Source organism: Variovorax raffinosi, assembly GCF_051216615.1.
Taxonomy (GTDB): Bacteria; Pseudomonadota; Gammaproteobacteria; order Burkholderiales; family Burkholderiaceae_C; genus Variovorax.
This window is the reverse complement of record NZ_JBPJZR010000014.1, coordinates 56,077-80,905: the sequence shown is the minus strand read 5'-3', so window position 1 is coordinate 80,905 and position 24,829 is coordinate 56,077. Positions and strand designations below refer to the sequence as shown.

Sequence of the window (24,829 nt, the reverse complement as noted above, 5' to 3'; positions counted from 1 at the left end):
CCGGCGCTCAGGCCTCGATGCTCATGGGCGTGTGATACCCGTGGCGCTGAAGCAGCGCCCGCCGCTTGGCCAGTTCCAGGTCGGCACCGACCATCTCGCCGATCATCTGGTCGAGCGTGATCTCGGGCACCCACCCCAGGTCGTCGGCTGCCTTCGACGGATCGCCGCACAGCGTCTCGACCTCGGAAGGCCTGAAGTAGCGCGGGTCCACCCGCACCAGCACGTCGCCGACGCAGACGGCCGGCGCGTCGTCGCCGTCGATCGCGCTGACCACGGCGACCTCGTCGAGACCGCTGCCCTCGAACACCAGCGAAATGCCGAGCTGCCGCGCCGCCTTGCTGACGAAATCGCGAATGCTGTACTGCACGCCCGTGGCGATGACGTAGTCGACCGCCTCCGGCTGCTGGAGCATCAGCCACTGCATGCGCACATAGTCCTTGGCGTGGCCCCAGTCGCGCAGTGCGTTCATGTTGCCCAGAAAGAGGCACTGCTCCAGCCCCTGCGCAACATTGGCCAGTCCGCGCGTGACCTTTCTCGTCACGAAGGTCTCGCCGCGGCGGGGGCTCTCGTGGTTGAAAAGAATCCCGTTGCACGCGTAGATGCCATAGGCCTCGCGGTAGTTCTTGGTGATCCAGTAGGCATAGAGCTTGGCCGCGCCGTAGGGGCTGCGCGGATAGAAGGGCGTCGCCTCGCTCTGGCGGCCTGCCTGCACCAGCCCGTAAAGCTCGCTGGTGCTGGCCTGGTAGAAGCGCGTGCGGGATTGCAGGCCGAGCAGCCGGATGGCTTCGAGCAGCCGCAAGGTGCCCAGCGCGTTGATGTCGGCCGTGTACTCCGGGCTCTCGAAGCTCACGGCCACGTGGCTTTGCGCGCCAAGGTTGTAGATCTCGTCGGGCTGCACCTCCTGCACGATGCGCGTGAGGTTGCTGCCGTCCGACAGGTCGCCGTGGTGCAGGTGCAGATGGCGTTCGGTCTTCGCGTGCACATCCGAGTAGAGGTGGTCGATGCGCCCCGTGTTGAACTGCGACGACCGCCGCTTGATGCCGTGCACCTCGTAGCCCTTGGCGATCAGAAGCTCCGCCAGGTACGAGCCGTCCTGGCCGGTGATGCCGGTGATGAGTGCGCGCTTAGACATGGGCGGCCTCTTTGTTGTGGCCGGCGGCTTTCTCTGCCGATTGGTAGTCCGCATAGGTACGCCGCAGCCCTTCAGCCAGCGGCATCGTCGGCCGCCAGCCGATGGTCGCGGCGCGCGACACGTCGAGCAGCTTGCGCGGCGCGCCGTCGGGCTGCGCCAGGTCGTAGCGGATGCTGCCTTCGTAGCCCACCACCTCGCGGATCAGCTCGGTCAGCTCGGCGATGGAGACGTCTTCGCCGGTGCCCAGGTTGATGTGGCCGCGCATCGGGTCGGTGTGCTGCTCGTAGGCGCTGCGCGAAAGGTTCATCACGTCCAGGCAGCCTTCGACCATGTCGTCCACATACAGGAACTCGCGCCGCGCGCGGCCGCTGCCCCAGATCAGCACGGTGGGCGCCTTGCCGATCCTGGCCAGGTGAAAGCGCTGGATCAGCGCCGGCACCACATGGCTGTTTTCCAGGTGGTAGTTGTCGCCGGGGCCGTACAGGTTGCTCGGCATCACGCTGCGGTAGTCGATGCCGTGGGTGGCGCCGTACTGCCGGTTGTAGCTTTCGCACAGCTTGATGCCGGCGATCTTGGCAATCGCGTAGGGCTCGTTGGTGGGCTCCAGCTTGCCGGCGAGCAGGGCGTCTTCGCGGATGGGCTGGTCGGCCAGGCGCGGATAGATGCAGCTCGAACCCAGGAACAGCAGCCGCTTGACGTTGGCAAGAAAGGCCTGGTGCGTGACGTTGGCCGCGATCAGCAGGTTCTCGTAGATGAACTGCGCGGGGTAGGTCATGTTGGCGTGGATGCCGCCGACCTTGGCCGCCGCCAGGTAGACCTGGTCGAGGGGCTCGGTGGCGAAGAAGCGCGCGACCGCCGCCTGGTCCAGCAGGTCGAGTTCCGCGTGGCTGCGCGTGACGACCTCGTGGCCCTGTTCGCGCAGCCGCCTTGCCAGCGCCTGGCCCACCATTCCGCGATGACCTGCAACAAAGATACGCATATGTGCTTTCGGTGAAAGGGTTGATCGGACAGGCGCCGCCTAGCGGGAGCCGTGTGCGCCGAACACGACGCGGAAGGTTTTCAGAACGATCACGAGGTCGCGCAGCACGGACAGCGTGGCGACGTACTCGGCGTCCATGGCCGCGCGGCGGCGGTAGCTCACCTCGTTGCGGCCGCTGATCTGCCACAGGCCGGTGATGCCTGGGCGCACGGCGCAGTAGTGGTCCCAGTAGTTCCCGTACAGGTACTTCTGGGCAAACATGCAGGGGCGCGGCCCGACCATGCTCATGTCGCCCTTGAGCACGTTCCAGAACTGCGGGAATTCGTCGATGCTGTACTTGCGCAGGAAGGCGCCGAAGCGGGTGATGCGCGGGTCGTGCTCCAGCTTCTGGAACACCGTCCATTCGAGCCGCGCCACCGGGTTGTCGCGCAGGTGCCGGGCCAGCACCGCGTCGGCGTCGGGCACCATCGAGCGGAACTTGTAGAAGCGAAAGACCCTGCCGTCCTTGCCGTAGCGCGGCTGCATGTAGATGGCGGGGCCGCCGGAGGTGAACAGCACGCCGATCCATATCAGCGCATAGGCCCAGCCGAAGAACAGGAAGAAGGAGCCCGCCATCAGGATGTCCACCGCGCGCTTGCTGGCCTGCAGCAGCCGCGAGCCACCGAGCGGCGCGGCGGCAGTGGCCGGCACGGTGCGCTCGGGCCGTGCCGGTGATGCTGCAGGCGCGCCGGAGCGCAGCGTGTTCATGGCGCCACCTGCTCCGGCTCGACGCGCGCGGCGGTCCCGTTGGCCAGGCCCAGCGGGCGGTCGCGGAACTGGGCAATGCCGTAGCCGTACCCGTAGCTGCGGCTGCCGTTGTGCCGCAGGCTGGTGTCCAGCCCGTTGAAGACGACACCGTGGAACGACGCGCCCACATGCGCCAGCCGCTTGGCGCTTTCGTGCAGTTCGCCCATCTCGCTGTCGCCGGCGCGCGCCACCAGCAGCAGCGTGCCCATCGAAGGCGCCATCTCGGCGGTTTCCGAAGCCAGCAGCGTGGGCGGCGCATCGACCACCACCACGTCGTAGCGCGCGGAGAGCGTGGCCAGCGTGCGCGCAAAGGCGTCGCTGGTCAGCATGCCGGCCGGATCGCGCGGCAGCTCGCCGGTGGTCAGCACGTCCAGGTGCGGCAGCACCAGCGGATGGATCGCCTCCTCGATCCGCAGGCTGCCGGCCAGCACGTCCGACAGGCCGCCGTGGCGGATCAGCCCGAACTGGCTGCACAGGCTGCCGCGGCGCAGGTCGGCATCGACCAGCAGCACGCGCTTGCCCGACGACGCCAGCACCGCCGCGAAGTTGGCCGACACGAAGGTCTTGCCCGCGCCGGGCGTGGCGCTTGAAATCAGGATGCGGTTGTTCGGCGCTCCGAGCATCACGAACTTCAGCGCCGTGCGCAGCCTGCGCAGGCCTTCCAGCGCCGGGTCGTCCGGGTACTGCGAGGCCAGCAGCTTCACCCCGGGCCGGCCGTTGAGGATGGCGCGGTCCAGCAGGCGCTGCTGCGGGCTCAGCGGAATGGTGCTGTAGACGTCGAGCCCGGTCAGCGCCTCGATCTCGGCCGGGCTGCCGATGGACTTCTTCAGCGTCTTGCGCAGCAGCGCCGTGAGCACGCCGAGGAATAACCCGGTGGCCAGCGACAGCACCACCACGATCAGCGCCTTCGGCCGGATCGGCTTTTCGGGCAGCAGCGCCTGGTCGACCACGCGCACGTTGCCGACCTTGCCTTCCTTGGCCAGCCGCATCTGCAGCGAGCTGTTCAGCAGCGAGGCATACAGGTCGGTGTTGACCTTGATGTCGCGCTGCATGCGCAGCGAGTTCTGCTGCAGCATGGGCATGCGGCGGATGCGGCCGTCCACGCCGCCCAGCTCTTTCTTGAGCGATGCGATCTGCGTGTCCAGCGTCATCACGGCGGGGTGCGCGGCGGTGAAGCGGCCGACAAGGTCAAGGCGCTTTTGCTTGGCGTCCAGCAGCTTGGCCTGCAGGTCCACGCTTTGCGACAGCGCATTGCGGGCCTCGTCGTCCAGGCTGATGGTGCCGTTCAGGTTGCGGTACTGGTTGTAGCTGTCTTCCGACTGTTCGAGCTGCTGCTTGAACTTGGGCAGCTCGGTGCCCAGGAACGCCAGTGCGCGCTCGGCCTGCGCGGTCTTCTGGTCGATGTTCTGGCGCACGTACAGGCGCGAGATTTCATTGAGCACGTCGGCCAGTTGCATGCGGTTGCCGGCCTGCAGGCTGATGTCCAGCACGCCCGACTGCTTGCCTTTTTCGATCACGCGCAGGTCGTTCTGCAGCCCGAGCAGGGTGAGCTGCTTGGAGTTGCGCACCAGCTCGAAGGCACCGCCGGGCTCGGCCTCGAAGGAGCCCACCAGCAGGTGCAGGGCGCCGCCGGGAATGCTGGCGTCCAGCGGCACGCCGACGGTGCCCTGCAGCGGTGTTTCAAGGCCCGACTGGGTCAGCGTGTAGTTGCCGCCGTCACCCGCGACCAGCAGGAAACGCTTGCCCTCGAAGGCCGGTGGCACGTCCATCTGCGCGACCGTGATCCGCTCGGTGCCGCTGACGTAGTTGCCAAGGCCCAGAAAGCCGGGCGTGGACAGCGTCTTCGAGTGCCGCGCGACGAACGCGCCCACCAGCGGCAGGTAATGCGGCTGCGCCGTGATGTACAGCTTGGTGTTTTCCATCGCCTGCCCGAGCACCATGCGCGACCTCAGGATCTCGGTTTCGCCGGCGGTGGGCGTCTTCACGCTCAGCCCGCCATTGGCCGCGGAATCACCCGGAAAATTGCCGGCCGAGCGGTCGGCGTCTTCCACCTGGATCAAGAGGTTGGCCTCGTACACGCGCGGTGCGAGCAACGCATAGGCGCTCCCCAGCAGCAGCACCAGCGCGGTGATGCCCGCAATCAGCCAGCGGCTGTCGATCAGGATGTCCAGGTACTCCTGGAACCTCGAGTGCTGGGGCCAGACGGGTTCCGCGCCCGAAGGTGCGGGGAGCAGGGGTTGCCAACGCGCGTTCATGGGTTTCACCTTTTCGTGTTGCGGGGCCGGCCACTCACCGCCGGGCGGTGTCGCGACTGAGGTTGACGACCTGGGCCGCCGGAAGAATCAGGCTGATGACGCGGTTCCAGGTCACCAGCGGCACGTGGTCCACATAGACCACGTCGCGCGGCTGCAGCTCGAAGCGGTCGGCCAGCGCCAGCGCCACCGGGTTCTTCGCGTTCAGGTTGAAGATCTGCTGCGTGTCCAGGTCGTCGGGCGCGTTGCGCACCACGTAGATCTGGCCGGGGTCCGACGACAACAGGTCGGGCCCGCCCGCGTCGCCCAGCGCCTCGTTCAGGCTGAGCCGGCCGTTGCGCATCTGCAGCGCGGACGGCACGCGCACTTCGCCCATCACGTAGACCCGGCTGTCCTCGCGGGTGCCGACGTTCACGATGTCGCCGTTCTGCAGCGGAATGCGGTTGCCGTCGGCGCCGAAGCTCTGCAGCAGCGGCAGGTCGATCACCGTCGTGCGGTTGCCGCGCGTCAGCGTCACGCGGGAGCGGTCGCCGATCTGGGTGAAGCTGCCGGCGCGGCTGATGGCCTCCGACAGCGTCATCGGGATGTCGGTGAAGATCTGCAGCCCCGGCGTGCGCACCTCGCCCTGCACATAGGCACGCTGGCTGCGGAACGACTGGATGCGCACCGTGACCTGCGGCTCCTTGATGAAGGCCTTGATGCGCCGCGCGATCAGCTCCGACGCGCCGCTTTCGGTCAGCCCCTGCAGCCTGGTGCGGCCGATGTACGGAAAGCTGATCTCGCCGTTCGCGCCGACGATGAAGCCCGGTGCCACGCTCACGCCGGTCGGGTCGGTCTGCTGCGCGATGACCGCGCCGGCATTCGGCAGCAGCTCCGGGTGGTCGTACACGATGATGCCGACCACGTCGCCCGGCCCGATGGTGTAGACCGGCGGCGCGGCAAACAGGCGCTGCACGTCTTCGGGCAAGGCCTTGGGCCGCTGCGCGATCTGCGCGCGGATCAGGTCGGGCGTGATGGGCGTGACCTTTCCTGCACCACCACCGCCGCCACCACCGGTGGATGGCGTTGCGTCCGTATTGCCCGATGCGCCGTTGTTGAAGTTCAGCGGCCCCGGCGTGCCGAAGCCCGGCGCGCAGCCGCACAGGCCGAGCGACAGCAGCATGGCCAGGGCCAGCCACCGGAAGCGGTGCTCGGCCAGGGCAAGGGTGGAGAGCGTGCGCGTGCCGCGTGAGGGCTTCGCTGCTGGATCGATGCGTGGCATGGAAATCTCCTTGACGGCCGGAAACCGGTACTGGCGGGGGGTCATGGCGCGGCCCAGGTGGTGGGCATGGCGCGCCCGGCACCGGCGAGCGGGCGGCTCTGGCTTCGCCGCTCCGTGCTGGTGCCGAAACAGCGGTCGGCGACCCAGTCGCCGACGGACTGGAGGAACAACTGCTGTCCCTTCGCCGTGCAGACGGTGTGGTCCACCTCCCGCATGAATTCGTAGTGCAGCGACTGCGCAAAGGCCTCGTTGCGGAACGGGCCGAGCTGGTCGCGGTCGCGGTCGCAGACATGCAGCGAGCCCGAATACAGCATCTGCATCGCCACCTTGCGCTCCGCCAGTTGCGCCATGGTGGTGGCGAACCATGCGGCGGTGACCTCGGACGAGATGGATTCGGTGAAGAAGCCCGGCAGCGGCCTGGCGGCCTGCGTGCGCTGCAGCAGGTGGCGCTTGAGCCAGCGCACGGCCTTGCCCGCGAACGACGGATGCACCGGTGCCGCCAGCGCGCGGCGCACGGTGCGCTCCCAGCGCGTGCGCCGCTGCGGAAAGGCGAAGCCGTCGAACATCGAAATGCCGACGACGCGTGCATCCGCCGCAGCCGTCGACATGGCGTGCTCCGCACCCGAGCACATGCCGACGATCACGAACTGCCGGATGCCCAGCGTGGCCTCCATCAGATCCATGCCGGCCTGCAGGTCGTGCATGGCGCGGGTGTGCAGATCGCATGCGGTGTCCAGTGCATCGCTGTCGCCGACGCCGCCCAGGTCCAGCCGCAGGCTGATCACGCCGCGCGCGGCCAGGGCATGCGCCAGCTTGACGTTGATGCGGCGCGGGCCCACGCGGTGGTTGGCGCCCATGTTGAGCATCAGGCAGGCGACCGGCGCCGGCGCGTGCCGTGCGGGGGTGGTGACCATGCCCACCAGCGAGTCGCCGCGTCCGAAGCGGACCGGGCTTTGCGTCATGTCATTCATGGAGGGCCCCCTGCAGACGGTTGAGCGCATCGGCCGGAACCATGGCGCTGTTGGGATACGGGTCGGACGTCCAGTCCAGCCTGTGCTTGAAGTAAGCGAGCCGCACCGGCATGTGGCGCGACTGCTGGCCGGCCGCCCATTGCGCCGTGTGCTCGTCTTCGGGCGGTGCCAGCACCAGCGTGTCGTGCAGGGCGGTGAGCGGCAGCGCATCGGGCGTGAGGGCCGCGAGCTGTGCGCGCAACGCGGGCGAGAGCGATGCGCCCAGCGCCTCTTCGGGCAATGCGGCGGGTTCGCTTTCGAGGCTGCGGCGCCAGGCGGTGTCGGGGATGCAGAACGAGGCATCGACGGCGGCCACGTGCTGCTCGCGCAGAAAGCGGGCATAGCGGCGGCCGTCGATCACCGGCTCCCACAGCACCAAGCGCACCGGGTCGCAGCGCCCGTTGCGCGCGGCCAGCACCGCGAGCGTGGCGCCCAGGCGCGCACCGATCCACACGATGCGTGCATGGGGCGCGCGCCGGCGCAGCTCTTCATGCGCCGAGCACAGGTCGCGGCGCCAGCCGTCGAACTCGCCCTGGCTTTCGTCGCCGGGCGAATCGCCCGAGCCGTAGAAATCGAAGCGCAGCGTGGCGATGCCGCCGCGCGCCATGCGCTCGGCCAGCACCTTGAAGAAGCGATGGGTGCGCAGGCCTTCCGGACCGAAGGGCGGGCAGACCAGCACGGCGGTGTCGCCGCGCTGGGCCGCTTCGGCCGGATGGAACAGCCCGAAGACCTGGCGCGACGCCGGCCCGAACATGAGCGCGAGCGGGTTCATGCGCAGGCCTCCGTCAGGGCACGCGGTGTGCCGACGCGGATGTTCGTCTCGCGCCACTCCGCGAGCGAGCCCACGCTGTCCATGCGCGAAGGTGCCGGCCCCAGCACCAGCCACAGGATGCGGCCGGCCATCGGCAGCTCGATGCTGCGGCAGTCGGGCACGATGCCCACTTCAAAACTGTCCGGCGGCACCAGCAGGCCCACGCCGATGGCTTTCAGGCAGGCCTCCTTGCGGGTCCAGCAGGTCAGGAAGGCCTGGTCGCGTTCGTATGCGGGCAGGGCCGCCAGCGCTTCGTTCTCGCGTCGCGTGAAGTACCGCGCGGCGAGCGCCGGCGCATCGGGCACCGCGCGCAACTGCTCGACGTCCGCGCCCAGCGGCCCGCGCCCACCGATGGCGATGAGCGCCAGCGAGCGGCTGTGGCTCAGCGAGAAGCGGGTGCGCGGGCAGCCCGACAGCGAGGGCTTGCCGAAGGCGCCGGTGGCGAGATGCAGCGCCTCGGCCCGCAGCCCCGCATGCTCGGCCAGCGCCTGGCGCAGCGCGATGTGCGAGGCCACGAAGCGCTGCCGGTCGGCGGCAAAGCGAAAGGCGGCGGCACGCGCCCGCTCCTCGTCCGACAGGATCTGCGCCGGCAGCAGGTCGGTGAAGTTGTCCAGGTCGACATACCGGCGGACCGGTGCGTCGATGGAAAGGGCGGATGCGAGGTGTCCCATGGCCGATCACCCCTTGCGCAGCCAGCCGCCGAAGGCGCGGCCCAGCAGGCCGCTGCCATGGTTGCCGTTGTTGCCGTGGTTTCCACGCGCCGCGGCCGTCGCGCCATCGAGCGGCAGGCCTTGCAGTTCCGCCGGCAGGCTGTCCGGCCCCGTGCTGCGCGGCGTGGCGCCGATCTGGCCCAGGTTCTCGAACAGGTAGCGGCGCGGCTCCACGCGGTACCCCAGCAGCAGCTCGGTCTGCTGCACGGCGCGCAGCACCAGCAGCGAATCGCCGCCGAGGTCGAAGAAGTTGTCGTTCGCGCGGATGTCGTTGACGTCGATGCCGATCACGCCGGCCCACACCTGCGCGAGCTGCGCATGCGCCGGGTTCAGCAGGGCGTGCTGCGGCTTCTTCGCGCCCGGCGCTGCGGCGGCGGCGTGCGCCGTGTCGACGGCCGCGAGCTTTTGCAGGTAGGCCGCGCTGGTGGAGCCTTCGGCGCTGGCGATGTAGTCGAGCGTGGCCTCGGGCCGGTCGGCCACCCGGCGCAGCAGTTCGAGGTAACGCTCGCGCAGTTGCGCCCCGGTCTCGCGCAGGTACACGTCGGCGTTGTAGATCAGCGCGCCTTCGAGCCCGTGCGACTTGTCCATCAGCCACACGCCGATGTCGTCGGTGGCGCCGCGCTGCATCAGGTGCATCTGCCGGGTCTGCAGGCTGCCGATGCGGCGCGAGCGGTCGCGCGCGTCCTGGAACGAGAACATCGACTGGTACGGCCCGGAGGTGCGCATCTGCGCGCCGAGGCCGGTCTCCGCCGTCAGGCGCTCGAAGGGCACCTGCTGGTAGTTCATGAGCGTGAGCAGCTCCTGCTTCACGTAGGCCATGAACTCGGGCAGCGTCTGGCGCAGGTCGATGCGCAGCGACACCGGCAGCACGTTGTTGAAGACGCCCATCACGTCCTCGGTCTCGGGCTGCTGGCGGCCGCGCACCGGGTTGGCGATGACGATGGCGTCGGTGCCGATGACGCGCGCCATCGTCAGCGCGTAGATGCCGAAGGTCAGCATGCTCAGCGTCACGTCCATGCTGCGTGCCACTTCGCGCAGATGCTGCGTGCTCGCCAGGTCGATGCTGATCCACTGCGTGCCGCCCTGGCCGCTCTTGCCCGCGCGGCGCGGCATGTCGGTGCTGGGCAGGCGGGGCAGCGGTGCCTGCGCGAAGCGGCGGCGCCAGAAGTCGAGCTGTTCCTGGAAGATGGGCTCTTCCATCCACTGCGCCAGCCACTCGGCGTAGTCGCCATGCGTGGTGGTGAGCGCGGGCAGCGCATGCGGACGGCCGCGCTCCGCCGCGTCATAGATTGCCGACAGCTCGCGCTGCAGCAGGTCGAAAGACCAGCCGTCCCAGATCAGGTGATGCGGCACGAAGACGAAGGCGTGTTCTCTATCGTCGAGCTGGAACAGGGCCGCATGCGCCATCGGCGCGCGATGGATGTCGATGGGCCGGTCGGCCAGCTCCTGCATGCGCTCGGCCAGCTCGGCTTCGCGCTGGTCCGCCGGCATGCCGCGCAGGTCGATCACCGGCAATGCAAATTCCACAGACTGCGTGATCGACTGGACAAGCTGAGCGGTCCGCGCATCGACACCCATGTGCGTGCGCAGCGCGGGCTGGCGGCGAATGATCTCCTGCACCGCCGCCTCGAAGCGCCGCGCATCCAGGTCCCCGAGCAGCCGCTGCGCCGAGGGCGCGTTGTAGACCGAGCGGCCGGGGTGCAGCTCTTCCATGAAGCGGATGCGCTCTTGCGATGGCGTCATCGGTGCCGATGCGCGCTCGGGCGTGCAGGCCAGCGGCGCCTGCACGCCGACGCCCGCGCCCTGCAGGCCTTCGATGGCGGCGGCCAGCCGTTCGGCGGTGGGCGCCTCGAACAGGGTGCGCAGCGGCAGCGTCACCTGAAACTCGCGGCTGAGCAGCGTGGCCAGCCGCGCGGCCAGCAGCGAATGGCCGCCCATGGTGAAGAAGTCGTCCTGCATGTCCAGGCCGGGCAGGCTCAGCACCTGTTCCATGGCCGCGAGCACCTTGCGCTCGCTGTCGTTGCGCGGGCCCGCGCCGCGCTGCACTTCGTCGCGCGGCAGGGCCTGCGGCGCGGGCAGCGAGACGCGGTCGAGCTTGCCGTTGGGCAGCGTGGGCAGCGCCTTGAGCGTCACCACGTGCTGCGGCAGCATGAAGGCGGGCAGGCGTTCACGCAGATGCAGCATGAGCGCATCCAGGTCGAAATCGACACCGGGCACCAGCGCAAGGTAGGCCACCAGCCGCACGTCGCCGGGATGGTCTTCGCGCGCCACCACCACGCTGCGCGACACGCCCGCGACCTCGTTGCAGCGGGCCTCGATCTCGCCGGGCTCGATGCGGTAGCCGCGCACCTTGACCTGGAAGTCGAGCCGGCCCAGGTGTTCGAGCAGCCCGTCGTTGCGCCAGCGGCCACGGTCGCCGGTGCGGTACATCGCCCGTGCGGCACCGAGCACGCGGGCCGTGACGAAGCGCTCGGCCGTGAGTTCGGGGCGGTCGAGGTAGCCCAGCGTGACGCCGTCGCCGCCGATGCAGATTTCGCCCGGCACGCCGATGGGGCAGGGCTGCAGCTCGCTGTCGAGCACCCAGATTTCGGTGTTGTCGATGGGCCGGCCGATCGACACGCCACGCGAGGCGACCACCTCGCGCTGCATGTTCCAGGCGGTGGACCACACGGTGGTCTCGGTCGGGCCGTACACATTCCACAGTTGCTCGCAGCGGTCGAGCAGTTCGAGCGCAAGGCGCGAACGCACAGGCTCGCCGCCGATCCAGGCCCTGAAACCCGGGGCGCCGGGCCATTGGGCATCGAGCAGCAACTGCCACATGCCCGGCGTGGCCTGCAGGATGGTGACCTGCTCTTCTTCGAGCAGGGCGCGCAGGCGGTTGCCGTCCATCGCGGTGTCGCGCTGCACCATCACGACCTCGGCGCCGGCGGCCAGCGGCAGCAGCAGTTCGGCCACCGCGATGTCGAAGGACAGCGTGGTCACGGCCGCGAGCCGGTCGCCCGCGCCGATGCCGGGCTCCCGTTGCATCGACTGGATCAGGTTGGCCACGGCGCGGTGCGGCACGCACACGCCCTTGGGCCGGCCGGTGGAGCCGGAGGTGTAGATGACGTAGGCCGCGTCTTCGGGTTCCGCGTCGTCGCTGGAAGGCTGCAGCGCGTCGGGGCTGGCCTGGTGCCATGCGATGTCGCGGTCGATCTCGAACAGGCGGGCTGCGGCATCGGCACGCCAGTTGCGCGGGGCGGCCACGATGTCCGACGAAGTCAGCAGCAGGCCCAGGCGCGCGTCTTCCGCGTACTGGTCGAGCCGCGCCTGCGGAAAAGCCGGGTCGAGCGGCACATAGGCGGCGCCCGACTTCAGCACGGCCAGCAGCGCCACGACCATGTCGATGCCGCGCTCCAGGCACAGGCCCACGCGCTGGCCCCGGCCGATGCCGCGTTCGCGCAGCGCATGGGCCAGCCGGTTGGACTGCGCATCGAGTTCGCCGTAGCTGTGGCTTCGCGCGCCGTCGCGGATCGCCGGATGCCGGGGCTGGCGCAGCGCGCGCGCCACGAAGCCGGCGTGGGCGAAGGGTTCGCCCACCAGGTCGGTGGGGCGCGGCTGCAGGGCGAGCAGCGCATCGGTGGCCTCGGCCGACAGCACTTCGAGCCGGCCGATCGCTTCGGCGGGGCTGCGCGCGGCCGAGCGCAGCACGCACTCGAACATGTCGAGCCAGCGCTGCACGCTGGTCTCGTCGAACAGGTCGGTGTTGTATTGCGCCTCGACCACGAGGCCGCCGTCGAAGGGCCGCAGGTTCAGGAACAGCTCGAAGTTCTCGTACTGGCGGGCCACGGTGTCCTGCGTGACTTGAAGGCCGACGAAGTTCTGCGCGCCGACCGCCACGTCGGGGTCGACGTTGAACATCACGCTCACCAGCGGCTGCCGGCTCGCGTCGCGCTGCAGCGAGAGCTTGCCCAGCAGCGCACCGTAGGTCAGCGACTGGTGCTCGAAGGCATCGAGCACGGCGGTGCTGCATTCGCCCATCAGCGCATCGAAGCGCAGTTGCGAATGCGCGGTGACGCGCAGCGGCAGCAGGTTGACGCAGTGGCCGACCAGCCCGGGCATGTCGCGCGCCAACTGGCCTGACGCGGGAATGCCGACCACGATGTCGTCATGCCCGGTCAGGCGGTGCAGCGTGGCCACGAAGCCGCTGAACAGGCCCACGAACAGGCTGGCGCCGGTGCGGGCACTCATCGAGCGCAAGCTGCTCACCAGGCGCCGATCGAGCAGGCGCTCGGTGCGGCGCGAAGCGAAGGTGCGCACGGCAGGGCGCGGGTGGTCCAGCGGCAGGTCGAGCACGGGCAGCGAGCCGCCGGAAAAACGTGCGAGCCAGTAGTCCACATGCAGTTGCATGTCGGGCTGCGCGGCCTCGGCGGCTTCTTCGGCGGCAAAGTCCGCGAAGGAAGGCGCCGCCTTGAGCCGCAGCCCGTTGCCGGTCTGTTCGGCGTACAGATGGCCGAGCTGCTCGGTGATGACCGCCCAGGACCATCCGTCGCAGACGACGTGGTGGGCCGACATGACGAGTTCGTGCGCGTTGTCGTCGAGCCGGAACAGCACCGCCCGGAACAGCGGGCCGCGCTCCAGCGAGAACGGCGTGCTCACCGCCGCGCTGCGCGCAGCTTCGAGCACCTGCGTGCGGGCCTGCGGGGCCAGCACGCCCAAATCCTTCAGCACCAGCGGCTCGGCCTCGGGCTGGCCGACCAGCATGCAACTGCCGTCGGGTGCGATGGTGGCGCGCAGCGACTGGTGCCGCTCGACCAGCCGGGCCACGGCCCGTGCCATCGCGCGCCCGTCCAGCGGGCCGTGCAGGCGCAGCAGCACCGATTCGTTGTAGGCCAGCGAAGCCTCGGCGCTGAGCATGGCGCCGAGCCAGACCTCGCGTTGCGATTCGGTGGTCGGGATCACGCATTCGATGAACCCGCCGTTGGCGGGGCCCGCTCCGGTGTCGGCGGCGGGGCGAAGAACGGCGTTCATGCGGCGGCCTTTCCATTCACGAGGTGGTTGGATGCCTGGGTGTCCGGCACGTACCAGAAGGGCTGGCCGTCGACGTCGCGCGCCAGCACCGAGCCTTCCTGCGAAGGCTTGCGCACGTCGAAGCCGGTCACGGCCGCCGCGCGGCGCGGCAGGAAGCCGGACTCCTGCATCTCGGCCACCGACTCCTTGAAGGCGCGCTGGATCGTGGCGATGTCTTCCTGGCTGTGCGCGCTCGTCAGGAAGCAGGGGAAGTTGTCCAGGATGTGCACGCCGCGGCTGCGCATCATGGCGAACAGCAGGTCCTGCAGCGGATGGTCTTCAAGCCAGCTCACGCGCCACAGCGAGGCGATGTGGCGGATCGCGATGGGCGCGCCGACCCCGACGCACCAGGCCGTGAGTTCATCGGCCATGGCGGCGGTGCTGGCGGTCAGGCCGGCCTGCAGCGTGGGGCCGGCTTCTTTCAGGTGCGTGAGCGAGGCTCTGGCCGCGGCCAGCGCGAGCGGATGCCGCACGAAGGTGCCGGCGAAATAGGTGACGCCCACACCGGGAATCGAGTCGTCGCCGTACTGCCAGCCGCCGCCATCGAGCGCGTCCATGTAGGCGCGCTTGCCGGCGATCACGCCGACCGGAAAGCCGCCGCCGATCACCTTGCCGTAGGTGGCGAGGTCGGCGCGCACGCCGAAGAGTTCCTGCGCACCGCCCAGCGCCACGCGAAAGCCGGTGATGACCTCGTCGAAGATCAGGCACACGCCGTTCTGCTCGGTGATGGCGCGCACTTCCTGCAAGAACTCGCGCGGCTGGAAGTCGGGGCGGCGGCTTTGCACCGGCTCGGCCAGCACGGCCGCCAGGTCGTCGGCGTTCTCGCGGATGAAGGCCAGCGCCTCGGGCGTGCCGTAGTCCAGCACGCGGATGTCGCCGAACATGCCGCCCATCACGCCGGGCGCGGCCGAGATGCCCTTGCCGCCCTTGCCGGCGCGCACCAGCACTTCGTCGAAGGTGCCGTGGTAGGAGCCGGTGAACACGACCACCGTGCTGCGACCGGTGACGGTGCGGGCGATGCGCAGCGCGGCCATCACGGCTTCGGAGCCGGTGTTGCACAGACCCGCACGGTCGCTGCCGGTGAGTTCGCAGATCAGCCGGGTGACGTCGGCCGCCAGCGGGTGCTGCGGCCCGATTTCGTAGCCGGCATCGAGCTGGCGGCGTACCGCCTCCTGCACGAAGTCGGGCTGCCAGCCGAACATGTTCATGCCGAAGCCGTTGAGCGCATCGACGTATTCGTTGCCGTCGAGGTCCCAGAGCCTGGAGCCCTTCGAGCGCTCGATGACGATCTGGTAGGTGATCTCCTTCGTCACCGGGCGAAAGCCGTTGACCACGCGCGGGTCGGCCATGTGGGCGCGGTTCGCTTCGGTGAATTCCTTGCTCTTGCGGGTGCGCTCCACATAGCGCCGCAGGAAGGCCGCCAGCCGGGCCTTCTGGCGGCCGCTGGGCTCAGTGGTGCGCTGGGTGTGGATGCGGGCGATGGCGCCGAAGGCCTTGGTGACGTCGTAGCGTTGCGGCTCCTTCGCTGCCTCTGGCTCGGCGACTGGCGATGCAGCGGGCGTGGCCATGGCGATGGGCATTGGCACGGCCAGCGAGGGCGTGAAGGGAACAGCCGTCGCCGTGCCCGACAGCAGCGCGAGATGCTGGCGCATCAATTCCATTTGCTGCGCAATCAATTGGGGCAACTGGGTGCTGGTCGGATTGCCGGCTTGCAGTGGCTGCAATTGCTGCACGGGGTAGGCGACGGATTGAAGCGGCTGGCTTGGCATCGTGGCTTCCACCGGCACCGCTGCCACGGGTGCAACGACCTCGGCCGCCGCTTCCGGCGGCAGGCTCTCGCGAAGGAAGGCCGCCAGCGCATCGAAGCTGCGGTAGTTCTCCATCAACTGCCTGAAGCTCAGGTTCACCTTGAAGCGCTTCTTGATCTGCGTGGCCGCCTGCGTCAGCGTGAGCGAGTCCAGACCGAGTTCGGCGAAGAGCGCATGTCCCTCGGCCTGGGCCATGTCGATGCCGGAGATGTCCTCGAACAGGCTGCGCAGCCGCGCATCCATGGAGGTGTTCGACGTGGGTGGCGAAGACGGCGAAGGCGGTGGAAGAGGCGAGGGCGCTGCAGCTGTCACGATCGGCTCCAAGGGGGTTGATGGGACGGAAAGGGCGGGCGATGTCGGCAAGGTCGGCAAGGCGGCCGGGCTGGTGGCGATGTCGACCCAGAAACGCTTGCGCTCGAAGGGATAGGTGGGCAGGCACACGCGCTGTGCGCCGGCATGCGCGGCAAGGCGCGACAGCTCGATCTCGGCGCCGCAGGTCCAGAGCCGTGCGAAGGCCAGCCGCAGCGTGCGGGCCTCGTCGGCCGGCTCGCCATGCAGCAGAGGAATGGCCGCGTGGGCGCCGTGCTGGCGCACCAGCGTCGAGAGCGTGTTGCGCGGGCCGGCCTCCACGAAGACGGGATGGGCCATGTGCGCCATCGCGCTGCGCACCGCCGGCGAAAACTGCACGGTGTCGCGCAGGTGGCGGGCCCAGTAGGCGGCGCTGGTGGCTTCTTCTGCTTCGAGCAGGCGGCCGGTGAGCGTCGAGAAGATCGGGATGAGCGGCGCGTGCAGCTCGACCTGGCTCACCAGCGCCTCGAAGGGCGCGACGGCCGCGTCCATCATCGACGAGTGAAAGGCGTGCGAGGTCTGCAGCGGGCGGTTGGCAATGCCTTCCGCGTCCAGCCTTGCCTGCAGGGCCGCGATGGCGTCGAAGGGGCCGGCGGCAACGCAGGCGGTGGGGCCGTTTTCCGCCGCGAGCGACAGCGACGGGCCGAGCCGCGACACCAGGTCGGCTGCACCAAGCCGTACCGACAGCATCGCGCCGGCCGGCTGCGCCTGCATCAGCGCGCCACGGCGGGCCACGAGCCGGGCCGCGTCTTCGAGCCGCATCACGCCCGCCAGCACGGCCGCGACGAACTCGCCGACGCTGTGGCCGATCAGCGCCTGCGGTCGCACACCGAGCGCAAGGAGCCGCCGCGCCAGCGCGTATTCGAGCGTGAAGATGGCGGGTTGTGTGATGGCCGTGGGCGCCAGCGATTGCGCATCGGCGCTGAACATCTGCGCGCGCAGGTCGAAGTCCATGGCACCGTCGAAGGCGCGCAGGCAATCGTCGAAGGCTGCCGCGAACACCGGGTCGTTCGCATGCAGGTTCTTGCCCATGCCCGCGTACTGCGCACCCTGGCCGGGAAACATCAGTACGGGCTGCGGGGCGCGTGAAGCGATGCTGCCGCTGGCACGCCAAGGCGAGGCTTCGTTGCGCAGTGCCGCGATGGCTTCGGCTGCATCGCCGGCCACCACGGCGCGGCGGAAGGCATGGGCCTTGCGGCCGACGCCCAGCGTGTAGGCGGCATCGGCCAGCGACAGTTGCGGGTTCGCTTCGAGGTGCGCCGCAAGCCGTTCGGTCGCTACGGCCAGCGCGGCTTCGGAGCGGGCGGACAGCGGCAGCACCTGATGGCCGGCCACGACCACCGGCGCCGGCCGCGGCGGTGCCTCTTCGACCACCACATGCGCATTGGTGCCGCCCACACCGAAGGAGCTGACGCCCGCGCGGCGGGGCACGTCGGTGCGCGGCCAGGGCTGCAGGTCATTGCGCACCCGAAACGGCGTGCGCGCGAAGTCGATCACCGGATTCGGCGTATTGAAATGCACGGTCGGTGGAATCAGCCCGTGGTGCAGCGACAGCGCGGTCTTGATGAGCCCGGCCGCGCCCGCGGCCGTGACCATGTGGCCCACGTTGCTCTTGAGCGAGCCGAGCGTGCAGAAGTCCAGCGCATCGGTGTGCTCGGCGTAGGCCACGGCCAGCGCCTCGACCTCGATCGGGTCGCCCATCGGCGTGGCCGTGCCGTGCGCTTCCACATACGAGATGCTGCGTGCGTCGACGTTCGCCGCCGCCAGCGCGGCACGGATCACCGCCGCCTGCCCGTCGACGCTGGGCGCGGTGAAGCTGGCCTTGGCACCGCCGTCGTTGTTGACGCAGGCGCTGCGCAGCACCGCGTAGATGGTGTCGCCATCGGCCTGTGCATCCGCCAGCCGCTTGAGCAGCACGACCGCCGCGCCGTCGCTGAAGACGGTGCCCTGGGCCTTCGCGTCGAAGCTGCGCGTGTGCCCGTCGGGCGACAGCATCGAGCCTTCGTTGTAGAGATAGCCGCTGCGCGGCGGGCAGGTGACCGAGGCGCCACCCGCGAGCGCCATGTGGCACTGCCCGCTGCGCAGCGCATGGAAGGCCTGCGCCACGGCCACCAGCGAAGTGGAGCAGGCGGTGTGCACGCTGACGGCCGGCCCGGTGAGGTTGAGCCGGTTGGCCACGCGGGTGGTGATGTAGTCCTTCTCGTTGGCCAGCATCACCTGGAACTCGCCGACGGCTTCCACCAGGTCGGGCCGCGTGGCGACATGGCGCTGGAGGTAGCTGGCGTTGTACATGCCGGCATACACGCCCACCGGACCGGGTGCGGCGTCGGGCACGTAGCCCGCGCGCTCCATGCATTCCCAGCAGATTTCCAGAAAGATGCGCTGCTGCGGGTCCATCAGCGCCGCTTCTTTGGGGCCGATGCCGAAGAAGGCCGCGTCGAAGTCCTCGATGCCGTCGATCACGCCGCGTGCGCGCACATAGGCCGGGTCCGCGCGCAGCGCCTGGCTGACGCCGGCGTCGAGCGTGGCGTCGTCGAAGAAGCTGATGGTGTCGCGGCCGGCGACGAGGTTGGCCCAGAACTGCTCGACGTCGGCGGCGCCGGGGAAGCGGCCGGCTGTGCCGATCAATGCGACGGCGTCGAGGGTGTCGCCGGCCGGGCGCGGTGCGCTTTCGGTTGCGGCGGCAACCGGTGCTTCTTCGCTGGCCGGATGCAGCCGGGCCGCCATCGCCTTGGGCGTCGGATGGCGAAAGAACAGGTTGGTCGACAGGGGCTGTGCGGTGTCGCGCTGCAGATCGGCCAGCACCTGCAGCACCAGCAGCGAATCGCCGCCGAGGTCGAAGAAGTTGTCATTGCGCCCGACCGTCCGGATGCGTAGCGCGCGGGCGAAGGCTTCGCACACCTGCTGTTCGGCGGCGTCGTGCGCTTCCTCGAAGGGCTGGGCGAGGTCGGGCCGCTCGCCGGCGGGCTCGGGCAGGGCGTTGCGGTCGAGCTTGCCGTTGGGCGTGACGGGAAGTTGCGCGAGCCACACCTGCGCGGAGGGAATCAGCGCGGCGGGCAGGCGGGTTGCGAGGTGGGCGCGCAGCGCGTCCCACGGCAGCCTGTGCGAGCGGGCGACGAGGTAGGCCACCAGGCGCAGTTGCCCATCGGCATCGGGCCGCGCGACGACGGCGCAGGACTGCACTTCGGGGTGGGCGAGGATGGCCGCTTCGACCTCGCCGGTCTCGATGCGGTGGCCGTGGATCTTGACTTGCCCATCGCGCCGGCCGATGAACTCGATGGTGCCGTCGGGCAGCCAGCGCGCAAGGTCGCCGGTGCGGTAGAGCCGGTCGTCGGGGCCGCCGAAGGGATCGGGCACGAAGCGTTGTGCGGTGAGCGCGGGTTGCCGCAGATAGCCACGGGCCAGCCCATGCCCGCCGATGCACAGCTCACCTACGAAGCCGGATGGCAGCAGGGCCATCGATGGGCTCAGCACGCGCAGCACGGTGTCCTTGATCGGGCGACCGAGCGGCACCGAGCGCAGGCGGGCCGGCACCGCAACAGGAATGCGGTGCGTGGCCGCGAAGGTGGTGCATTCGGTCGGGCCGTAGCCGTTGCTCAGCGCCAGGCCGGGGAGCGCGGCCAGTGCGCGTTGCACGTGCGGCACCGACAGGGCTTCTCCGCCGGTGATCAGGTGCCGCAGGCCCGCCAGATGGGCCGGGTCGTCGTCGACCACGGCGTTGAATAGCGCGGCCGTCAGCCAGGCCGTGTGCACGTCGTGCCGCGCGATGGTGTGCGCAAGGCCCGCGCCGGTGGGCACACGTTCGCCGTGGATCACGCAGCGGCCGCCGTTGAGCAGCGGGCCCCATATTTCGAGCGTGGCGGCATCGAAGGCGAGCGGCGCCGCATGCAGCATCGCGAGGCCGGGGGCAAGCTCGACGTAATCGACACCGACGACGAGGCGAAGGATCGCGCGATGGCAGATCTCGATGCCCTTGGGCGTGCCGGTGGAGCCCGAGGTGTACATCACGTAGGCCACTGATTCGCTGTCGACGGCCGGTTCATTCCAAGCACTGCGATCTGTGTTGGCAATGCAGTCGTCGAACAGCAGAACGGCTTGCGTCGCGGGCACGAGGTGGCGGTGCGGCTGCGTCGTGATCACCTGCCGCGCAGCCGCTTCATCGAGCATGTAGGCGATCCGCTCGGGTGGAAAATCGGTCGGCACCGGCACATAGGCCGCACCGGCCTTGAGGATGCCGAGCAGCGCGACCACAGCGGCCATCGAGCGGTCGAGCAGCAGGCCGACGCTGTCGCCTGCGTGCACGCCCGCGGCCTGCAGCGAATGCGCGAGCTGGGTGGATTGGCGGTCGAGTTCGCCGTAGGTCATTTGCGCGTCGCCCTCGGCAAGCGCAACGGCGTCGGGGAAGGCGGCGGCCTGCCGGCTGAACAGGCCGGTGACAGTGAGCGCGCGGTCCACGGGCGCGGGCGCCGTGTTCCACGCGGCGAGTTGCGCGTCGAGGTCACCGGCCGGCAGTGTGCGGATGTCGTTCAACGCGGCGTCGGGCCGGGCCAGCAGATCCGAGGCCGTGCCGGCGACGGCCGCGAGCAGTTGTTCGAGCGCGCCGGCATCCATCAGGTTGGCGGCCGCATCCATATGAAGGCGCAGCGGTGCGTCGGGCGCGGTGCCGCTCAGCCAGAGCCTGACGGGCGCATCGGCATCCGATTCGGCAAGGCCCACGTCATCGCGCAGCCAGAGCGAGGTGGGTGGCGCTTCGGCCTTCGGCCCATCGCATGCGGCGCGGCGGCCGGCGTCCAGTTCGGCCAGCCAGGTGCTGGCCGTTTTCGTGGCATCGAAGGCGACGGTGGTTGTCCCATGCCGCGCTTCACGCAGTTCAGGCCAAAGGGTGCCGAGCCAGCGCGATTGCAGCAGCAACCATGCGCCGGCAAAGAGGGTGTCGGGCAAATGGCCTCGGGCGACGAGATCCTGCGCATGGTGTTGTGCGAATTGCGCCTCGGGCGTGAACGAGGCGGCATGCCGGCCCTTTGCTTCTTCGGGGTTGGATCGCTGCACGAAGAGGTCGCCCAGGAGCAAATCCGGGGCGCTTCCGCGTGTTGGCGAAACAGTTTGAATTTCCATGTAAACACCCGAAGAAGAAATACATTGGAATTAATTGGATGCACGGAAATACCGCCCATTCAATTGACGTAACTAGGTGGATCTATTCGCTTTTCCTGACTGAATACTAGGAGGTTTGCTACGACGAATGTGAGGTCCTTAGGCCTAAGTTACAGTTGGATAAGGTTATTTCTAAAACGTACTACCCGAACTGTCACGGACGAGGTAACTGATGCGCTATTTGCAGGAAAAAAGCCGCCTCGCCGGCCGCCTTCCGGCGCCGGAAGGGGCTGCGGAAGCGGGGTACTCAGGGTGAGAACAGAGGAAGATGTGCCCGCAAGGGTTGCGGCAATCGTTCTGCCGGCATAACTTGATTCACCGTCGCCGTTTCGCAGGGAGTCATGCGAAAAACGCACAGCCCAGGGCCCAAGAAATGAAGCACCTGCAACGGAATAGGCAGTTATCAATTAATCAAGTCTGTAACGATATAAAAAATATCTGTACAAATCTCAGAAATAATTAAGACTTCGCGGAGTATCTGCCTTCATGCAGGATCAACTCCCTTGAAAGTCAAAAATGCTTAGCGACATCCTATTACCCGATGTAGTTCTTGAGCGTTGCAATCACTACTTCGAGTCGGTTCTTCCGAACAATTCAGATGCACTGACCGCCAACGCCATCTATTTCGGCAACGCGGAGTGGGCGCAGGAATACCTGGACTTCTGCCACCGGGACGCCCATTTCAGGAGCCGCTGGCTTGCCGCCGGCGGCGACTGGACCGACAAGGTCGTCATCGACCTAGGCTGCGGGCCCGGCAATGTCTTTGCCACGCTGGGCGGCAAGCCCAGGCTGCTGATCGGCGTCGACGTGGCGGCCGGCTCGCTGGAGCTGGCCGCGAGCCTGGGCTACACGGCGGTGCTGGCGGATGCGGCGCACACGCCATTCCGCTCGGGCGTGGCGGACATCGTGGCCATCAATGCGTCGCTGCATCACTGCGACGACATGGGCGCGGTGCTGCGCGAGGGCGCACGGCTGGTCAAGCCCGACGGCATCCTCATCACCGACCACGACCCGCAACTGACCGCATGGGACTACAAGGGCCTGGCCCGGCTGATGTGGGACGCGCGGCTGTGGGTCTATCGCGCGACCCGGCACGGCTTTCACAAGACCGGCAGCCAGCAGTCGTGGGGGCTGAAGACCGAAGTGCATCACCGGCCCGGCGACGGCGTCACCCACGAGTTCTTTCGGAAGACGCTGGAGCCGCTGGGCTTCGAGGTCAGCGTTCATCCGCACAACCACCAGGTCGGGGCGGAGGCGCTGAGCGGCAGCGTCGGCCCCGCGCAATGGAAGTACCGCATGGGCAATGTGCTGTCGGGGCGCGACCCGGCGGCGCCCGCGAGCGCGCTGTCGCTCATGTGCATCGCACGGCGCGTGGCGCATGAAGCGCCGATGGCCGCGGCATGACCCGATCCCCACAGGAGTGACCCCCATGAACATGACCATGAACGTTCTCACGATGGGCCGGCAACTGCGCCATGCGCTGGCCGACCCGATTGCGCGCCCCGCCATGCTGCATCTGAAGCGCCGGCAGTTCTTTACGCCGCAGGGCTTCGGCGCCTGCTTCGGCGTGTTCGACAGCTTCGATGCGGCGCGTGCCTGGCTTCCGCCCAGCGCGGAGTTCGACCATGCCGCGCTCGCGCAGGAGTACGTGCAGGTCCGCACGCAGCGCATCTTTGCCTACGATTATCCGGTCATGTGGTGGCTGGAGCGCGCGTTTCGCAGCGGCGCTGCGTCGTTGCTGGACATCGGCGGATCGGTCGGGGTGCACTACTACGCCTACCGCCGCTATTTCGAGATGCCGGCCGGCCTAGCCTGGCATGTGGCCGAAGTGCCGGCCATCGCGGCCATCGGGCGCGACCTGGCCGCAACCAACCACGCCACGCCGCTGCACTTCACCGAAGACATGGCGCAAAGCGGCAGGGACGCCGACGTGTGGCTTTCCGCGGGCGCGCTGCAGTACCTGGAAGCCGGGCGCATCGACCATCTGCTGCAGCAGTCGGGCGCGCGCCCGCGGCACATCCTGCTGAACAAGCTGCCGCTGTATGCCGGGCCCGACTTCGTGACCACCCAGAACATCGGCGACCACTGCTATGCGCCGGTGCACATCTACAACCGCCTGCGCTTCGTGCGCGGCATCGAGGCGCTGGGCTATGCGCTGGAAGACCAGTGGCTGACGCCGGAGCGTTCGCTGCATCTGCCGGGGCATCCTGAACGCGCGATCCCCGCGTTCACGGGGCTCTACTTTTCCCGGCTGGAGTGAGCCGGGCGCCGGACGTCGGACAGCCCTTCAGCGACTGCTGGTAGCCTCTGCGGATTCTTCGAGCGCGGCCCCGGGCACATGGGGGCGCGTGATTCAAGTCTTCCAGGAAGGAATCCGGTAGTGGATGTGACAGGCAGGAAGTGGCGCGCGAGCATCGCGCTGATGGCGGCATTGATGGTGGGCGCGTGCACCACCACACCCAAGGTGGCGGGCCCCGGCGAATACGTCGTGCAGCAGGGCGACACGCTCTATCGCATCGCGTCGAAGTCGGGCCGCTCGGCAGCCGACATCGCGCGCTGGAACAACATCCAGGACCCTGACCGCCTCGAAGCGGGGCAGGTGCTGCGCGTGGTGCCGCCCGGTGGCGCATCGTCGTCCGATGCGCCCGCGCCTTCGCGAAGCGCCAGCGGCGCCGACCGCCCGAGGCCACCCCGGGCCACGGCACCGGCGCGCGAGCCCGACCCGGTCGTGCCGCCCGCGTCCCGGCGCAGCGACTGGGGCTGGCCCGCGCAGGGCCCGGTCGTCGCGGGCTTCAACGGCAGCAGCAACAAGGGCATCGACATCGGCGGCAGCCCCGGCGAGGCGGTGCTGTCGATCGGCGCGGGCTCGGTGGCGGCCACCGAAACGCTGCGCGGCTACGGCAGCGTGCTCATGGTCGACCACGGCGGCTCCTACATGTCGGTCTACACCAACGTGCGGACCATGCTAGTCAAGCAGGGCCAGAAGGTGCAACGCGGCCAGAAGATCGCCGAGATGGGCAGCGAGGCCAAGCTGCACTTCGAGATCCGCTATCGCGGCAAGGCCGTCGATCCCCGGCAGTACCTGCCGGCCAAATAAGCGGGCCGCGCGCCGTTCGGGCCAACGGCGCTACACTCCCGCCGCACATGCGCCGCACCTTCTTCCATCGCTGCACGACCACGTTCCTCGTGGTCTTGTCGCTGCTGTTCTCGCAGCTGGCGTTGGCAAGCTATGTGTGCCCGGGCGTGCCCGACACCTCGTCGATGGCGCAGATGATGGCCACGGGCGAGCCGTGCGAAGGCATGGACATGGCGCAGCCCGTGCTGTGCTACCAGCACGCGGCAGACATGTCGCTGTCCTTCGAGCCGGTGAAGCTGGCCACGCCTTCGCTGCCGGCCATCGTGCAGATGGTGGTCATGCCGCTGGTGCTGGTGTCGCAAGGCCATGTGCTGCCGGTGCAGGCCCAGCCAGAGCGGCAGCATCCGCCGCCTGACCCTGTCTTTCTCGCCACGCGCAGACTTCGCGTCTGAA

General features: G+C 68.9%; 14 protein-coding genes. 4 read left to right on the top strand and 10 right to left on the bottom strand.

What is annotated here, in order from left to right; genetic code table 11:
* Positions 1–7: 7 nt before the first annotated feature.
* From gmd to ACSFB7_RS31220, 10 genes are read right to left on the bottom strand one after another with little or no spacing between them, the layout of a single operon-like run.
* Entirely contained in the window at positions 8–1,132 is a 1,125-nt protein-coding gene (gmd, locus tag ACSFB7_RS31265; RefSeq protein ID WP_435476224.1) for a GDP-mannose 4,6-dehydratase, read from the bottom strand.
* On the bottom strand, positions 1,125–2,111 hold the full coding sequence (locus ACSFB7_RS31260) for a GDP-L-fucose synthase family protein (RefSeq protein WP_435476223.1): 987 nt from the start codon (positions 2,109–2,111) through the stop codon (positions 1,125–1,127). Before ACSFB7_RS31260 ends, gmd begins: the two co-directional genes overlap by 8 nt.
* 39 nt (positions 2,112–2,150) lie before the next feature.
* On the bottom strand, positions 2,151–2,858 hold the full coding sequence (locus ACSFB7_RS31255) for a sugar transferase (RefSeq protein ID WP_435476222.1): 708 nt from the start codon (positions 2,856–2,858) through the stop codon (positions 2,151–2,153).
* A complete protein-coding gene (locus ACSFB7_RS31250; RefSeq protein ID WP_435476221.1) occupies positions 2,855–5,152 on the bottom strand; it encodes a polysaccharide biosynthesis tyrosine autokinase in 2,298 nt (765 codons plus the stop codon). Before ACSFB7_RS31250 ends, ACSFB7_RS31255 begins: the two co-directional genes overlap by 4 nt.
* 34 nt (positions 5,153–5,186) lie before the next feature.
* Positions 5,187–6,455: a polysaccharide biosynthesis/export family protein gene (locus ACSFB7_RS31245; protein ID WP_435476220.1), complete on the bottom strand. Its 1,269-nt coding sequence runs from the start codon at positions 6,453–6,455 to the stop codon at positions 5,187–5,189.
* Positions 6,452–7,381 (bottom strand): alpha/beta hydrolase family protein, encoded by a 930-nt coding sequence (locus ACSFB7_RS31240; RefSeq protein ID WP_435476219.1) that lies wholly within the window; start codon positions 7,379–7,381, stop codon positions 6,452–6,454. Before ACSFB7_RS31240 ends, ACSFB7_RS31245 begins: the two co-directional genes overlap by 4 nt.
* Positions 7,374–8,192, bottom strand: coding sequence for a serine aminopeptidase domain-containing protein (locus ACSFB7_RS31235; protein WP_435476218.1), 819 nt, complete (start codon positions 8,190–8,192; stop codon positions 7,374–7,376). The genes ACSFB7_RS31240 and ACSFB7_RS31235 overlap by 8 nt, the downstream gene beginning before the upstream one ends.
* Positions 8,189–8,902: a 4'-phosphopantetheinyl transferase family protein gene (locus ACSFB7_RS31230; protein WP_435476217.1), complete on the bottom strand. Its 714-nt coding sequence runs from the start codon at positions 8,900–8,902 to the stop codon at positions 8,189–8,191. The genes ACSFB7_RS31235 and ACSFB7_RS31230 overlap by 4 nt, the downstream gene beginning before the upstream one ends.
* 6 nt (positions 8,903–8,908) lie before the next feature.
* Positions 8,909–13,951 (bottom strand): amino acid adenylation domain-containing protein, encoded by a 5,043-nt coding sequence (locus ACSFB7_RS31225; RefSeq protein WP_435476216.1) that lies wholly within the window; start codon positions 13,949–13,951, stop codon positions 8,909–8,911.
* Complete coding sequence (locus tag ACSFB7_RS31220) at positions 13,948–21,261, bottom strand: hybrid non-ribosomal peptide synthetase/type I polyketide synthase (protein WP_435476215.1); 7,314 nt, start codon at positions 21,259–21,261, stop codon at positions 13,948–13,950. Before ACSFB7_RS31220 ends, ACSFB7_RS31225 begins: the two co-directional genes overlap by 4 nt.
* A gap of 555 nt (positions 21,262–21,816) precedes the next feature.
* On the opposite strand from ACSFB7_RS31220, the gene ACSFB7_RS31215 reads away from it, so the two are divergent.
* The 4 genes from ACSFB7_RS31215 to ACSFB7_RS31200 all read left to right on the top strand — a co-directional run bounded on the left by ACSFB7_RS31215 (position 21,817) and on the right by ACSFB7_RS31200 (position 24,828).
* Complete coding sequence (locus ACSFB7_RS31215) at positions 21,817–22,704, top strand: class I SAM-dependent methyltransferase (protein ID WP_435476214.1); 888 nt, start codon at positions 21,817–21,819, stop codon at positions 22,702–22,704.
* Positions 22,705–22,729: 25 nt separating this feature from the next.
* Positions 22,730–23,560 (top strand): methyltransferase, TIGR04325 family, encoded by an 831-nt coding sequence (locus ACSFB7_RS31210; RefSeq protein ID WP_435476213.1) that lies wholly within the window; start codon positions 22,730–22,732, stop codon positions 23,558–23,560.
* 120 nt (positions 23,561–23,680) lie between these two features.
* A complete protein-coding gene (locus tag ACSFB7_RS31205) occupies positions 23,681–24,397 on the top strand; it encodes a peptidoglycan DD-metalloendopeptidase family protein (RefSeq protein WP_435476212.1) in 717 nt (238 codons plus the stop codon).
* A 47-nt stretch (positions 24,398–24,444) separates the two neighbouring features.
* Positions 24,445–24,828 carry a hypothetical protein gene (locus ACSFB7_RS31200; RefSeq protein WP_435476211.1) on the top strand — a complete coding sequence of 128 codons (384 nt, stop codon included), beginning with the start codon at positions 24,445–24,447 and terminating at the stop codon, positions 24,826–24,828.
* Position 24,829: the final 1 nt, after the last annotated feature.

Coding starts and splice junctions, on each gene's coding strand:
- ACSFB7_RS31255 (WP_435476222.1), bottom strand. CDS start 2,858: ATGAACACGCTGCGCTCCGGCGCGCCTGCAGCATCACCGGCACGGCCC.
- ACSFB7_RS31260 (WP_435476223.1), bottom strand. CDS start 2,111: ATGCGTATCTTTGTTGCAGGTCATCGCGGAATGGTGGGCCAGGCGCTG.
- ACSFB7_RS31245 (WP_435476220.1), bottom strand. CDS start 6,455: ATGACCCCCCGCCAGTACCGGTTTCCGGCCGTCAAGGAGATTTCCATG.
- ACSFB7_RS31240 (WP_435476219.1), bottom strand. CDS start 7,381: ATGAATGACATGACGCAAAGCCCGGTCCGCTTCGGACGCGGCGACTCG.
- ACSFB7_RS31200 (WP_435476211.1), top strand. CDS start 24,445: ATGCGCCGCACCTTCTTCCATCGCTGCACGACCACGTTCCTCGTGGTC.
- ACSFB7_RS31225 (WP_435476216.1), bottom strand. CDS start 13,951: ATGAACGCCGTTCTTCGCCCCGCCGCCGACACCGGAGCGGGCCCCGCC.
- ACSFB7_RS31210 (WP_435476213.1), top strand. CDS start 22,730: ATGAACATGACCATGAACGTTCTCACGATGGGCCGGCAACTGCGCCAT.
- ACSFB7_RS31230 (WP_435476217.1), bottom strand. CDS start 8,902: ATGGGACACCTCGCATCCGCCCTTTCCATCGACGCACCGGTCCGCCGG.
- ACSFB7_RS31215 (WP_435476214.1), top strand. CDS start 21,817: ATGCTTAGCGACATCCTATTACCCGATGTAGTTCTTGAGCGTTGCAAT.
- ACSFB7_RS31250 (WP_435476221.1), bottom strand. CDS start 5,152: ATGAACGCGCGTTGGCAACCCCTGCTCCCCGCACCTTCGGGCGCGGAA.
- gmd (WP_435476224.1), bottom strand. CDS start 1,132: ATGTCTAAGCGCGCACTCATCACCGGCATCACCGGCCAGGACGGCTCG.
- ACSFB7_RS31235 (WP_435476218.1), bottom strand. CDS start 8,192: ATGAACCCGCTCGCGCTCATGTTCGGGCCGGCGTCGCGCCAGGTCTTC.
- ACSFB7_RS31220 (WP_435476215.1), bottom strand. CDS start 21,261: ATGGAAATTCAAACTGTTTCGCCAACACGCGGAAGCGCCCCGGATTTG.